This window comes from Paenibacillus sp. 1-8, assembly GCF_056316205.1.
The window spans coordinates 1,270,899-1,285,557 of record NZ_CM149995.1 but is presented as its reverse complement, the minus strand read 5'-3'; the positions used below and the strand labels follow the sequence as shown (position 1 = coordinate 1,285,557).

General features: G+C 50.7%; 13 protein-coding genes. All 13 read right to left on the bottom strand.

Going from position 1 to position 14,659, the window contains the following annotated elements; all coding sequences use genetic code 11:
* Nucleotides 1-11: 11 nt before the first annotated feature.
* The 13 genes from AC0WRU_RS05940 to AC0WRU_RS05880 all read right to left on the bottom strand — a co-directional run bounded on the left by AC0WRU_RS05940 (nt 12) and on the right by AC0WRU_RS05880 (nt 14,628).
* Nucleotides 12-1,097 carry an AI-2E family transporter gene (locus tag AC0WRU_RS05940; protein ID WP_476127624.1) on the bottom strand — a complete coding sequence of 362 codons (1,086 nt, stop codon included), beginning with the start codon at nt 1,095-1,097 and terminating at the stop codon, nt 12-14.
* A gap of 215 nt (nt 1,098-1,312) precedes the next feature.
* Nucleotides 1,313-2,095: an ABC transporter permease gene (locus tag AC0WRU_RS05935; RefSeq protein WP_476127623.1), complete on the bottom strand. Its 783-nt coding sequence runs from the start codon at nt 2,093-2,095 to the stop codon at nt 1,313-1,315.
* A complete protein-coding gene (locus AC0WRU_RS05930; protein ID WP_476127622.1) occupies nt 2,088-3,008 on the bottom strand; it encodes an ABC transporter ATP-binding protein in 921 nt (306 codons plus the stop codon). Before AC0WRU_RS05930 ends, AC0WRU_RS05935 begins: the two co-directional genes overlap by 8 nt.
* Before the next feature lie 109 nt (nt 3,009-3,117).
* Nucleotides 3,118-3,609 carry a hypothetical protein gene (locus AC0WRU_RS05925; protein WP_476127621.1) on the bottom strand — a complete coding sequence of 164 codons (492 nt, stop codon included), beginning with the start codon at nt 3,607-3,609 and terminating at the stop codon, nt 3,118-3,120.
* 131 nt (nt 3,610-3,740) lie between these two features.
* The gene (locus AC0WRU_RS05920; RefSeq protein ID WP_476127620.1) at nt 3,741-4,718 is read right to left on the bottom strand and encodes an LCP family glycopolymer transferase; all 978 of its coding nucleotides are present in this window, start codon (nt 4,716-4,718) and stop codon (nt 3,741-3,743) included.
* A 15-nt stretch (nt 4,719-4,733) separates the two neighbouring features.
* The gene (locus tag AC0WRU_RS05915; protein WP_476127619.1) at nt 4,734-6,074 is read right to left on the bottom strand and encodes a UDP-glucose dehydrogenase family protein; all 1,341 of its coding nucleotides are present in this window, start codon (nt 6,072-6,074) and stop codon (nt 4,734-4,736) included.
* A gap of 51 nt (nt 6,075-6,125) precedes the next feature.
* Complete coding sequence (locus AC0WRU_RS05910) at nt 6,126-6,935, bottom strand: WecB/TagA/CpsF family glycosyltransferase (RefSeq protein WP_476127618.1); 810 nt, start codon at nt 6,933-6,935, stop codon at nt 6,126-6,128.
* Complete coding sequence (locus AC0WRU_RS05905; protein WP_476128583.1) at nt 6,913-8,118, bottom strand: glycosyltransferase family 4 protein; 1,206 nt, start codon at nt 8,116-8,118, stop codon at nt 6,913-6,915. Before AC0WRU_RS05905 ends, AC0WRU_RS05910 begins: the two co-directional genes overlap by 23 nt.
* A gap of 155 nt (nt 8,119-8,273) precedes the next feature.
* On the bottom strand, nt 8,274-9,494 hold the full coding sequence (locus AC0WRU_RS05900; RefSeq protein WP_476128582.1) for a glycosyltransferase family 4 protein: 1,221 nt from the start codon (nt 9,492-9,494) through the stop codon (nt 8,274-8,276).
* A gap of 468 nt (nt 9,495-9,962) precedes the next feature.
* On the bottom strand, nt 9,963-11,225 hold the full coding sequence (locus AC0WRU_RS05895; protein WP_476127617.1) for a hypothetical protein: 1,263 nt from the start codon (nt 11,223-11,225) through the stop codon (nt 9,963-9,965).
* Nucleotides 11,212-12,555, bottom strand: coding sequence for a flippase (locus AC0WRU_RS05890; RefSeq protein ID WP_476127616.1), 1,344 nt, complete (start codon nt 12,553-12,555; stop codon nt 11,212-11,214). The genes AC0WRU_RS05895 and AC0WRU_RS05890 overlap by 14 nt, the downstream gene beginning before the upstream one ends.
* 122 nt (nt 12,556-12,677) lie before the next feature.
* Complete coding sequence (gmd, locus tag AC0WRU_RS05885) at nt 12,678-13,667, bottom strand: GDP-mannose 4,6-dehydratase (RefSeq protein ID WP_476127615.1); 990 nt, start codon at nt 13,665-13,667, stop codon at nt 12,678-12,680.
* A 22-nt stretch (nt 13,668-13,689) separates the two neighbouring features.
* Nucleotides 13,690-14,628 (bottom strand): GDP-L-fucose synthase family protein, encoded by a 939-nt coding sequence (locus tag AC0WRU_RS05880; RefSeq protein WP_476127614.1) that lies wholly within the window; start codon nt 14,626-14,628, stop codon nt 13,690-13,692.
* Between the last annotated feature and the right edge of the window lie 31 nt (nt 14,629-14,659).

The window sequence follows — 14,659 nt, the reverse complement described above, 5'->3', positions numbered from 1 at the left end:
CTATCCTCCATTCACTCCATTATATCCTCCACCCTGCGTTCCAAAAATAAATGATACACCTTGCGTATCACTATTTTAGCGCACATGTACAGCGGAATAACCAAAACGATACCCAAAATGCCGAGCAAGTCACCACCTACCAATAACAGTATGACGACGGTCAGCGGATGAATATCCAGTTGCTTGCCAAACACAACAGGTGACAACCAATTGTCCTGAATTTGCTGGGCAGCGATCACGACGACCAGCGACCAGATCGCCATGGAAGGTGATTCAAGAAGCCCGATAATGACGACGGGTATGGAAGCCGCCACAGCCCCCACGTAAGGGATAAAATTGAGAAAAATCGAAATGACCGCAAGCAGCAAGGCGTAAGGCAGACCGATGATTAGAAAGCCAAGGAACATCATAATACCCAGCGCGACATTTATCAGCACCCGACTCACGATAAAGCTGCTGAGCGCACTGTCGATATCCTCCATGACCTCCAGCGCGTCCTTGTGATATTTTTTAGGAAAGAAGTTTAGCATTTTGGGACCAAACTTGCTCCCCTCCTTCAGCATGTAGTAGAGCAAAATCGGAAAGGTAGCCACGACGATAAAAAAGTAGGATACGAACGATACCAGCTTAACCGAATAATCGGACAGAGCTGAAAAAGCCTCATTCAACGTATCTGACAGTCGTGACAGCGGATCTTCCCCCGGAGGCAGCACTTGTCTCAAGGATTGATTATGCCGCCATTGGCTCAATTGATCAACCAGACTGCTAATGAGCTTCGGCGCATTTTCAAATAAATTCGTTACCTGATCACGCAATGTAGGCCATACACCCCATGAGAAAATAAACAGCAGCGCGGCAATGACCAGATAAATCAGCAAAATGGAGACGGGACGCTTGATTTTTCTTCGTTCCATCAAATCTACCACTGGCCTCAATAAATAGTAGAAAAAAAAGGACAGCATCAACGGTACAACCAGCAGGCTGACCAGAGATACGATAGGACTGAATATAAAACTTACTTTGGTGCCCAAGTAAATGATGAGCAAGAGCATGACAATACCTGTAGTCAGGCGAAAAAAACGATTATTGGGCAGCATATCATGCAGCACCCCCTTCTGATCTGTTACTCTCTACCTCTTTAAACGCAAAACGACCCTATTGATTGATTCTTGCTGAAAATAGGTTGCAATATACCCCGGCACGCATAATCTGTAGCGGTAATTGTATAAATACAGCGCCAAAACAGCGCAAAAAGGACGTGCAAATGGATAGCCATTTAACACGTCCTTTCAGATCGAACCAGAGGATCGGTTTAGGTTGAAACATCTCGTTTTACAAAAACTACCCAGGCAATTACGATAAAAACTACATAATAGGCAGCCAGCACGGTGAGCGAAAAGGTCAAACCAGAACTTACTGTGCCCGGCGGCATTTCGAGATATTTTTTCAGGTCCATATGCGTAAACAGCACGTATTTGGTCCATTCATAACGATCTGTACTAAACAAACCGATTGAATTATAGATTGTTTTGGTGAACATCATGAACAAAGACAGGCCAATCGCCAAGGCGCTGGAACGAAAAACAGCGGACAGCATAAAAGCAAAGGCGATGGTCACGAATAGAGCGATATAGCTGTACAAGAAGTTCAGTGTTACATAAGAAATCGGATCACTGAACGGCGGAATCGAACCGGCTGGCGTATCTTTGGATAACATCAGCCAAGAGGACAGCGTAACCATCGCTATTAAAATGAACGTTCCGAGCAGACTGAACAGGATGACCGATATATATTTGGACAAAAGAATTTTGCTGCGGGTCCAAGGACGGATAAGCAGCAGCTTGATGGTTCCCCATGTAAATTCACCCGCCACCGAATCAGCCGCTACAATGACCGTAAACGTCGTATTGAGGAAAAATGTAAACATCGCCGTCAACACGATACCATCCCACACGCTGACCTGATCGGAAACCAGGGCAATCAGCATCGGAATCACAGCCGTGATGACCGCTAGCAACCCTAGCATAATCCACGTCCGTACACGCAAGTAAATTTTAAGATTTTCGTTATGTACCAGCTTGAAGAAGTCAGCCAATGGACCCGCCTCCCGTCACTTCCAAGAATTGATCTTCTAACGTACGGGCCACCGGACGAATCGCATATACCTTGACTCCATTTGCAGCCAGAAGGCTGTTCATGTCTGCTATCTGCTCCCGTTCCAGATGCAGCAGCAGTTGATTGCCTTCGACGCGCCCTGCTCCGGCAAGCGCATAGGCTTGCTGGGGATCATTCACTTCAAAAGCAATTTCCGCCGTCTGGGCTTCTTCGCCTGTGCTCTTTAGCTGCTTGATGTCAATCAGCCGTCCGCTTTGGATAATGGCGACACGGTCGCACATCAGCTCCATTTCGGACAACAAATGACTCGATACAAATACTGTAATTCCCTCGCTCCGGCTCAACTGTCGCAAATAATCCCGCAGTTCGCGGATACCCTGCGGGTCCAGACCGTTGGTCGGCTCGTCCAGCACGAGCAGCTTCGGCCGATGCAAGATGGCCTGTGCTACCCCGAGTCTCTGCCGCATTCCGAGCGAGTAGGTTTTGACTTTATCGTGTATCCGGTTTCCGAGTCCTACCAGGCGGATCGCCTCATCTATGCGCTCCCTGGTCACCCCTGGTGACATTCTCGCAAAATGCTGCAAATTTTGATAGCCGGTCATAAATTTGTACATCTCCGGGTTCTCCACAATCGCACCAACGTGGGAAACGGCCTTTTCAAAATCGGTTTTGATGCTGTCTCCACAAATATGGATATCGCCTTTACTGATCGAAATCAAGCCAACCATCATACGGATGGTGGTTGTTTTTCCCGCACCGTTCGGTCCGAGGAAACCAAATACCTGCCCCGCTGGAACCTCCAGCGTCAGATCGTCCACAATCGCTTTTGAGGAAATGATTTTACTCACACCCTCCATACGTATGACGGGAAGCTGTCCTGTCGCTTGCTGCATGCTATGAAACTCCTTCCATCCGGAGTGAAGCTCTATTCTATTTTGCTGTTCATTTCCGGTTTTGGAAGTATTGTACCATATTTAACCTGTTAGAAACACTGCGTCCGATCTATTCCTTATCCTTGTATATCCAAAGCACCCGCCATTCTTCACCTTCCTGCGTCACATAACAAGGCTGTACGATATCAAAATTACCAAATCGGGTCTTGTAATGCTGGGTAACCGTAATACGGTAAACCTTCCCTAGCTCGTCTACACTCTGCTCTGTGCGAATATCATATTCAGCCTGCGGCTCTCCCAGCTCGAATGTGAACGTATCTGTCCCCATATCCTGCATAAACACATGTGCACGCTGCTGCACATACGTGGATTTTTCGAATTTCTTTTTCATTTGCGAATGAAAAAGCTCCCATGAGCCTCCGAAATTTCCCGATTGCTCCATCGTATAAAACTCATTCAGCGCTTCTACCGCCTGATCGCCCTCACCCGTAGACATTACCTCGCGCAGACCCAGCCACAGCAGCCATAACAGCCCGCATATCAATGCAAAATACAGCAGCTTGCGGACAAACGTAGAAGCCGCTCTCCTTCTAAACAGCACACATTGCCCCTCCCTCTGTTGGACTATACCGAATTCTCTACAGATGTATGTGGGACAAGCCTTGTTTAGAAGACTTTAGAAGAAAATAACGGGTGACCTCCCCAAAGGGCACCCGCCTACATAAGGCTTACCTAAGGTGATATGGCAGTGGTAAGCCTATGCTTCTCCAGCACTCCATGGATACGCTGGCGTTCCTGCTCATCCACAATGTAATAATACACGCCGTTGATTTTACCCCCATGTCCCTTCAGCTCAACGGTATCCGTCTGCTTGAGGGACGGACCGATCCGAGTCAGGAAGGTGGTCATATCGTCAAAGGTAATGTCTGTGCGAATCTGCTCCCCCGCTGCCTCCAGTATCGGTTTTACCCTCAACAACCCTTCCTTGCTGATGGACTGGGCAAGAATTTGCTTGAGTAGCTCCCGCTGGCGGGCATTTCTTCCGAGATCCCCTCGTGGATCATCGAAACGCATACGAGCGTAGGCCAACGCCTCAGCCCCGTTCAAGTTCAAATTACCCTGTGCAAAATGATGGCCCTCATATTGAAAATCAAGTGGATTATGAACCTCGACTCCCCCCACAAGGTCCACCATTTTCGCAAACCCTTCCATATTCATCTGTACATAGTAATCTATCGGATGGTTCAAAAAATGTTCTACCGTACGGATCGACATATCCACGCCCCCAAAAGCAAAAGCGTGATTGATTTTGTCCTCACGTCCCCTGCCGATCAACTCTGTTCGCGTATCACGCGGAATGTTGAACATCAACATAGAGCCTTCGGCAGGGTTAACAGACAGGACGATCATCGTATCCGATCGTCCTGGATCGTGAGGCCGCCGATCTACGCCCAGCACCAGCACGGTGAACGGCTTAAACTGGGAGATGGCTGCCGGATTGGGTGTACTTGATCCAGTGTCTGTACCTACGGATCGCCCTGCTCCGCCCGTTGCAAGGGTAGAGACCGCCCCAGGCTGCACGATGCTGCGCGGATGATACATCGCATTTGCCGCCGTTTTAAAGGAATGATACACATAAGCGGTGTAGGCAGCAGCCCCTACGACCAATAATGCCGCAGCCCCCAATGTCATCTTCAGCCATCGTTTCATACAGAGCCTCCCCCTTTACGGGTTCATTACAGACCGATGACGATCCATATCCAGATTGTTCATCTGCGGCCTGCCGACAGAATAGTATGCAAAGGCAGACTGCCTGATTTGCTCCTCACGGTACACATTGCGTCCGTCGATCATAATGGGATGCTTCATAAGCTCGTTCAGCTCGCCCAGCCCCACCTCACCAAATTCCTCCCACTCGGTTAGCAGGCACAGCGCGTCGCATCCTTCTGCCGCTTCTCGTGCGCTATCGGCCCACGTCACTTCCGAGCTGTCGAGCAATCTGCGGAAGTTGGCGGTGGCGACCGGGTCATATGCACGTATTTGCGCCCCCGCTTCCAGAAGCGACTGCATAATATCCAGCGCTGGAGCATCTCTTACATCATCTGTATTAGGCTTGAATGCCAGCCCCCATATGCCAATCGTGGCTCCTTCCAGATCACCCAAGGCTTCTTCCAGCTTGCGTATCACATTAAAGCGCTGCCCCTGATTCACTTCCACCACGGATTTCAGCAGCTTGAATTCATAATCCACATTGCCCGCAATCTGGATCAGCGCCTGTGTATCCTTGGGAAAACAAGAGCCGCCATAGCCGATGCCTGCGGACAGAAAAGAGGAACCGATCCGCTGATCCAGCCCCATGCCGTGTGCCACACGCGTGACGTCTGCGCCCACTTTCTCACAGATATTCGCAATCTCATTAATAAACGAAATTTTAGTCGCCAAAAAAGCGTTCGACGCGTACTTGATCATCTCCGCCGAACGGATATCTGTGGTCAAAATATTTGTCGTCAGCGGCTCATGCAGCGTACACAGCACAGCGGCGACATGAGGATCGGATGCCCCGATCACGATGCGGTCCGGCTGGAGCGTATCTGCTACCGCCGAGCCTTCGCGTAAAAATTCAGGAACCGAAGCCACGCCAAAAGAGTAGTTCGTGCGGCTCGCGATTAGACTGTGAATACGATCATTGGTTCCGACAGGCACTGTGCTTTTGGTGACAATCACTTTGTAGCCATTCATGGCGTCTGCCACCTCGCGTGCGGCTCCTTCAATATAGGACAGGTTCGCTTCCCCGCCCGGCAACGAAGGTGTACCCACTGCCAAAATAACAATCTCCGCTCCCTCTACCGCAGATGTGGTATCTGTTGTAAAGGTCAGTCGGCCCTGCTCGACATTATCCTTGATCAAGCCTTTTAACCCCGGCTCATAAATCGGTACTTCTCCTTCATGAAGCTGACTAATTTTGTCCTCATTCTGGTCGACACAGACGACCGTATTCCCGAGCGCGGCAAAACAGACTCCCGATACCAGTCCGACATACCCCGCACCAATTACACATAGCTTCAAAGCGGCTCCCCCTTTTACATGCTGTCTCGCTACATTACTCTTTTACCAGCTTCACTTCTCTACGCCTCTCCCTGCATGCCGATTATGCTGGAGCGCCAGCCGTTTGTTCTGCCGATAGGATTTGAGAAAACGGTATACATACACCGGATTGTTATAGGCGTATCTCTTCCACAACCGTTTCGGCTCGCTAATCAGGCGGTACAGCCACTCCAGCCCCAGCTTTTGTATCATTAGCGGCGGTCTGCGAACCTTTCCGGTGATATAGTCAAAGGCCGCTCCTACACCAATCATCACGCCACGGATGCGGTCTTTGTTACGATACATCCATATTTCCTGCTTCGGACAGCCCAAGCTGACAAAAATGATATGCGCGCCTGACGCATTGATGTCATGAATAATCTGCTCCTCCTCATCCGGCCGAAGCTCCCGAAATGGCGGTGAAAAGCCACCCGCGATGCGGATTCCTGGGTAGTCCTGCTCCACTCTTTCCTTCAAGCTGTCCAGCGTATCCGGCGTGCTGCCGTAAAAATACATACTTAATCCCGTCTGCGGCGCACGTTCACACAGCTTGAGCATCAGACTGGGGCCATCCACCCGATCCTGAAGCTCAAATCCGTACAGCTTGAGCGCCCATACCAGCGGCATACCATCCGGGGTACACAAATCTGCACGCGCAAGTGCTTCATGGAACTCGGATTGATTTCCGGCTGTAACAATGGAATGCGTGTTGCAGATACATACATAGCTGTCCTTGCGTCCGACTGCCCATTTCTCCACCGTGTGTACTGTTTCCTGAAACGTAAGCGCCGCAATATCTGCGTCCGCAATCCTTCCGACTCTATACCGGGGCAGCTGCTTCATAATCACGCTCCTCCATCGCCTCGCTGTATATGGCCATCAGTTGCTCGTAATTCACTTTTTCTGTGTAGCGTGCAGCATATATTTCCGAAACCTTTTGTCTCATGGCTGGATAGTTTTCATAGGCTGTCGCACGACGGATTACGGCACTTATATGTTCCATATCATCATGTTGAAAATGGAACCCGGTCACTCCATCCTCCACCACTTCCTCCAGTGCCCCGATTCGGCTGCACAACACCGGGGTTCCCACGGAATAGGACTCTACGATGGTCATGGGAAAGCCTTCATACCAAATGGAAGGGACCATGACATACATGGCCCGGCTCATACAATCCAGCACCGTGCCTCCATCCTGCTTGCCGAGAAAACGAATATCCTCCTGCGGATAAGCGGCAGCCAGTTCAGCCTTTTCCGGGCCATCCCCGATGATGACCAGTCTCAAGCCGCCCCGATCTTCCACCTGTGTCCAGGCTTGCAGCAGATTACGCACCCCTTTTTCAGCTGAGATCCGCCCCACAAACAACAAGTAACGATCATCCGGGTCATACACGGCTTCCACCTCTTTACGTTGGATAAAGTTAGGCTTTACCGCGATACGATCGGGTGGAATGCCACTTTCAGCAAATTTCTCCCGCGCAAACTCGGTTAGCGCAATATATCGGCTTACTTTGTGCTGCCATGTGCCGATCAGATCGTTGAACTTGATCATCGCCGCCACCGGAATCGTCTGTAGCTGTGAACCCCGGTAACACCCGTGGCGGATGGAATGCAGCAAGGTGCCGTGCAAGCATTTTTCACAAACCTCATTCCCTCGCATAAAGGTAGCCGCCGGACAAATCAGCCTGTAATTATGCAGCGTCTGGACGACCGGAATTCCCAATCGTTCACAGGCATGATAGACGGAAGGCGAAATAACCGGAAAAAAGTTATGCACATGCACCACATCCGGCTTCACCCGCAGAAGCAGCTTTTTGATTCTTTTAAACTCTGGCAGGGACCATGCCGCCTCCACTGCCAGCTTTGCCATGTTAACCAGCCCTTTGCTTTGGATGCTGTCGTTATGCACATAATAATGCTCCGTCTCTATCCCTCTGGAGCGCAGCATAGCCAATTCCTGTTCGACAACCTTGTCTTCTCCCCCGCTTTGCTGATAAAAGTTATGGATGACCAGCACCCTGCCCACCGTTTTATGGCTATGTTCACGTCGATGGACAGGGTTGGCTGTATCCGACGGTGACGAGTTGTTGGGCTGATGGGCCTCTCCCTGAACATAATGATGGCCTAGGCTTGGAGCCTGTGGACGCACTGGAGGCCCCGTCTGTATGCTGATCTGTTTGCTCACGTGGCTGTCCCTCTTTCCTGCCCGGATTGCATAGGATGGTGCATGGGCTGCATGGGCTGTATCCGTGAGTGACTTAGCATTTCTTCCGCAATACGATCCCACGACATACGCTCGACTGTAAGAAACGCCTGCTCCGCCATACTTTGTCTCAGCTCAGCATTGTCCAACAATTCAGAGACTCGACTCACCCATTCCTCCTCTGAAAAGCTGCTCAGGATCACTCCGCTCATCCCGTCCTCGATCAAGGTAACCGAGCCGCCATTCACCGAAGAAATAATCGGGACGCGAAACAGCATACTTTCCAGCAGCACCATACCGAAAATATCGTAATGAGTCGGGAACAGCATCACATCCGCCGCTCCATAAATCTGCCACAGATGCCGCTGCTCCACTCTTGGAAAATGCAAAATACTGTCCGTCAGCCCAAGCTCATGGGCATAGGCCCAATAGCGATCCGTATCCGCTTTACGCCCATCCCCGACGATTAACAAAAGGCAACAGGGATGCTTTTGAAGTACCTTTTTGAACATGCCTAGCATAAAACGTATATTTCTCCGCTCCTCCAGCACGCCGACATACAGTAGCACCGGACGATCCCCGAGCCGCCTCAGCTCATCCGTGACCTCACGATTCTTCTCGCGATCTTCGCTTTTGTCGTTGCCGCTGCTGTGTGTCTCCTCGACTTTGCTGCGGTCCAGTCCAACCCCAAGGGTGACGACGTTGTGAAAGCCTTTATCCTCCAGATAGCGCTTGGCAAGATCGGATTTGACATAGGTACAGCGTAGAGACTTTGCCACCTTCGGCAGTAGCAGGGTATCGTACAATCTTCGGATCAGCGCATGTGTGTTATCCCGGTACGGGCCGTGATACAGCACCAGCTTTTCGGGACATTTGCGGGAAAGCAGATAAGTCATGATCTGGTTGTATTCTGTGGAAATGACCAAATCATAAGCAGTCAAAAATGAATCCTTGAGGACATCCCTGTAGATGCTGTTGCTCAGGAACTTCAACCCGTGGAGCCAGATGATGCGCAGTGTGCAGCCTTCGTGACGGTATACCTGCTCCAGATGGGTTTCCTTGTGGTCGTTGTAGTAGACAATGTCGCAATCGAAGCCTTTCCGAACGAGTGCTTTACCCAAGCCGACTTCCTGCAAATTGTATGAGGCCCCGTTCACCTTGCTGGCAAAATTGCGAAGATACAATATTTTTTGAATCATCATTAGGCTCCTGCCATTTCATATTGGGTGAGTTATGGGGTGCGGGGTGAGGCCGCTACGTGGATGGATCATTCTTCCGATCGCTGTTACCCCCGGATTTCATCTGATTGTATAGACCCTTTAAAGGGTAAAATCCGGGGGTAAAGGCGAACGCTATCGCTTCTTCAGAACGATTCCATCCACTCCGCTGCTAACCGCCGTGTCCATAAAGTCACCCTAATTTAAAAAAAGGGAACTCAGGGCATGAAGTGCCCGGCGAAAGATTTACGGCGATAGAGCGAAGCTATCGCCGGGCGGGCTCTACCTTCCCCCACCCTATGGGCTGAGGGAAATTCTTTTTGGCGGCGGCAAGTAGCGGAGGGTAGGATTTGAATCTGTAGAAGCGAAGCGTTCGCCTTTGACGTGGGATTCCGCCCCCTACAGGGCTTATTCAAACCAGGGAATCCCACGTCAACAGCGACCGGAAGATCAAACCCTGCCCGAAGCGGCCTCCCCCCTCCAAACCGAATGCTCCCGCTGCTTTTCTTCCGTCATCTGCATATTAAAATGGTCTGCTCCTTTAAGCTGGGCAGCCGCCATGTCCGCCACCAAAGTCACGCTCGACTCCATCGGGACAAAGCGGTATTTATAAGCCGTAAGCCGATGGTCCGTTTCATGAAATAAAATATCCTGCGCGTAGTTGCCCCAACGATCCTTGGGCATCAGGTCAATCGTCATGCCGGCATGTGCGGAGGGCAGCAGCATATTGGAGCCGTGAATGCCGATCACCAATCGGCTGGCTGCATATACCTCGCATACTCGCAGCTCGCTTTCCCGGTCGAAGCGTGCGACACGTTCGTCGTTAATCCATGACGGGAAGCTCCCGGTGCGACCCAATCCGGCGACCGTAAAATGATAATCCGGAAAGGATTCCCGCAGCCTTCGGAACAATCGAATGATTTTGCGGCGCTGATGATAAATCAGCGGTTTAAGCCAACGCTTGAGCTGCGGAAATTTCTGCACTGCCCGTGCGATATGATGGCTGCCGCTCCACAAGCGGTCTTCCCTCCATACAAAGGTAATACGCGGCTCCGACTCACGGCCATCCTCATAACGCGGGACACCCGTAAACTGCTCAATATCGAACTGGCTGGGGTGAGAATACGCAGGGCTGACATAGACCTCGTCAAAACGCACCAGTTCCTCTATCATCCGATGATGCAGCACCGGATAAAAGTTACGGGCCTTGCTGAACGGCACATCGACTGTCCAGATTTCAGCCACACCTGCGGGTACCATCCACTCCAGCGATTTTTGCACAATAACGACGATACCCAGCTCTGGTGATTGTTCATATTCCCGCTGTACATTCAGCAGCTTGAGCAAAGCGTGACCATACAAATAATCAATCGTATTGACGATGATGACGCGCTTAAAGGGTTTCATTGTATGCACAGTCATGCCGACCGCCAAATCATAGGAAGGACTTAGCAGTGCTTGCCGCAAGGGTTCTCCGAGCCATTTTCTCGATTTCGCATCTCCAGTCAATGTATAGTTGGGCATTTCTACCCGATAGGGTGAATACGTAGCGTGACCAACCCGCATATCCTCGATATATTCACGTCCACAGCCTTCACACCAAGTGCTGACACATACATGAATTCCCTGCCACAGCACCTCTCCGCCCCGTACCTTACCTCCACAATGCGGACACTGCCCCTCATGCTGAACAAACGGTTTAATGGGTATCATGATTGTTCTCTCCAACTTTCGGTACTGTAATGTGAACACGCCAGAAGGTCAGGATCGACTTCATCATCCAGCCCAAATTGGCTTTGACTTCCTTAAACAGTAAATCTAATAAAAATACAGATATCGTAAAAGACAAGATGGTCGCCACCAGCGAGCCTCGGACACCAAGCAACGGGATAAGCGCATAATTTAAAGCCACATTCGTGACCGCACCCACAATCGAGGTCAGCAGCGTATATTTGAACAAATTTTCATTCGTGATAAACAAGCTTTTGGCAACACTGAAATTGGTAAAAAACAGACGAATCGCAAACAGCGACAGCAACGAGCCAGCCTCGGTAAATTCCCGCCCATACAGCACGACTACCACCCATTGCGACAGAAAAAATAATGGTATCGAGGTCACCAGAAAGCAGATAAACATCAGTCGGTACACGTTGGACAACGTTTGTCTGTATTCGTCGCTCCCTTTCATCTTGGATCGGGTTACCACCGGAGCATAAGCCGTAGTAAGGACGACCGGAATGAAACCCAGCACTTCAATGAGACGGAGCGCAACAGAATACTGCCCCACGGCCGCATCTCCCAGCATCTCGCCGATAATGACCTGATCGATCCGTGCCTGTACATATACAGCGGAGGATGACAAAATAAGCGGCCAACTGTGATTTATGATTCGTCGTGCTGTGGTTAGGCTGAACGTCCACTTGTGTACATGCCGTCCTTCCTTACGGAAGAAATACAGCAGAATCAGACTTCCGAGCAGAAACTCGCCATGAGCGCACAGCGCCACCACCCATATGGGGACACCGGACAACAATAAAATGATTTTAACGGTGGAGCTGAGGACAAAGGCTGTGTTCTTGGCAATGACCGTGTATTTGGACAACATCTGCGCCCGAAACCAGTAGTCGATGATATCGAACAACTGAAACACCGAGGCCGTCGCCAGAATCAGATTGATCAACCGTACGGAACTATCCTCCGGTCTGAGCAGCGAAATGAAGGAGCAGGACAGGACAATGGCTACCAAAGTACCCACCAGCTTCAGCAGAATCGCCGTACCCAATAACTCATGCTCATCCTTGGGGTCCTTGACGAGATCACGCACCAATATGGAATCAAAACCAAGCGTCGTGAAGATCAGGAACATCCCGAAAAAAGATTCCGCATAATTCCATTTCCCCAGTTCCTCCGGTCCGAGCACTCTCGCCATGATAATGCTGACCGCCAGTCCAAACACCATGCGGATCATTTTGTCTCCGAACAGCCAAGACGTATTCACCAACAGACTTCTGCGCGGTTTGGCGCGATTTTTGACTAATGTCATAAGCTCTACTCCATCTTGAAAAATGACCTTTCGCACGGCTCCATAGCATGCTGTTCTGCCGATGCGACTACAATAATGTACAGCGAAGAGACCTCCCGGCAAGCGAGCGGCCCCTCCATGTCCTACACGACGACGGAAGCCTCGACCGCAGCCTGTCTTTTTACCCGCTCCAAGTCTGTATCCACCATCATATGAATGAGCTGTTCGAAGCCTACTTCCACTTGCCAGCCCAGCTTTTCCTTCGCCTTGGCGCAATCGCCGAGCAGTAGATCCACCTCTGCCGGACGGACGAACTGAGGATCAATGACGACATAATCCTCATAGTTCAGACCTACATGGGAAAAGGCAATTTGCAGCAATTCGCGGACGGAATGCATTTCTCCCGTGGAAATGACGTAATCATCCGGTTGATCCTGCTGGAGCATCATCCACATCGCCTTAACGTAATCTCCTGCAAAACCCCAGTCCCGTAGCGAATCCAGATTCCCCATGCGCAGCTCCTGCTGCAAACCCAGCTTGATACGGGCTACAGCATCCGTCACTTTGCGTGTTACAAACTCCAGCCCACGGCGGGGCGATTCATGATTGAACAAAATGCCGGAGCATGCAAACATATCAAAGCTTTCGCGGTAGTTCACCGTGATCCAATGACCGTACACTTTGGCGACACCGTAAGGACTGCGCGGGTAAAATGGGGTTGTTTCTGTCTGCGGCGTTTCCAGCACCTTACCGAACATCTCACTGCTCGACGCCTGATAAAAGCGCGTGTCCGGCTTGGCAATCCGTACCGCCTCCAGCATATTGGTAACGGATAGCGCTGTAATCTGCCCGGTAGCCAAGGGCTGCGGCCATGAGGCCGCGACGAAGGATTGGGCAGCCAGGTTGTAGACCTCATCCGGGTCAGACTGACGCACGGCTTCGATGAGCGAAGCCAGATCGGTCATATCGCCAGAAAGCCAATGAATGTCATTCTGGATATGTGCCACATTTTCAAAGTTCGGCGTACTGGTACGTCTGCGTACCCCGTACACCTCATAATCTTTGGACAGCAGCAACTCAGCCAGATAAGATCCGTCCTGTCCGGTAATCCCTGTGATCAGCGCTTTTTTCATTCCTATTCCTCCACCGTTTTTTTTATTGTTCAACCAGATCCAGACCTTGAAACGCCTGATAGACAGACCTTAATCCCTCTTCCAGTGAAATACGCGCCGACCAGCCCAGCCCGGAAATTCGGGACACATCCACCAGCTTACGCGGTGTGCCGTCGGGTGCGGACGTATTAAAGGTAATTTCCCCCTCATAACCGACGACTTCCTTCACACGTTCAGCCAGCTCCCGGATGGAAATATCCTCCCCAACGCCGATGTTCACAATCTCATTGCCCTCATAGCCGTTCATCAGGAACAGACAGGCTTCCGCCAAATCATCCGAATGAAGAAATTCACGACGCGGTGTGCCGGAACCCCATACTTCTACCGTCGGGGACTGACTCAGCTTGGCTTCGTGAAACTTGCGGATGAGCGCGGGCAGCACATGAGAGGTCTGGAGATCAAAATTGTCGCCCGGACCGTACAAATTCGTAGGCATCACCGAAATAAAACGGGTTCCATATTGACGGTTATAGGACTGGCACATTTTAATCCCGGCAATTTTAGCGATAGCATAAGCCTCATTCGTTGGCTCCAGCTCACCCGTGAGCAGATATTCCTCCCGCAACGGCTGCGGGGCAAATTTGGGATAAATACAGGTGGACCCGAGGAACAGCAGCTTGCTTACCTTCGCCCGGTATGCTGCATCAATTACATTCGTCTGTATGAGCAGGTTGTCACGGATAAAATCGGCCGGGTAATCGTTGTTCGCCAAAATCCCGCCAACCTTGGCTGCTGCCAAAAATACATAGTCCACCGACTCGGTTTCGAAAAAACGGTCTACCGCCTCCTTGTTGCGCAGATCCAGCTCACTGCTTGTGCGGGTGATCAGGTTACGATAGCCTGCTTTGCTCAATGCCCGAGCAATTGCAGAACCCACCAGTCCGTTGTGCCCTGCTACATATATGTTGGAATAAAGATCCATGCTTTCCCCTACCCTTCCTGTTGGAGTGAAT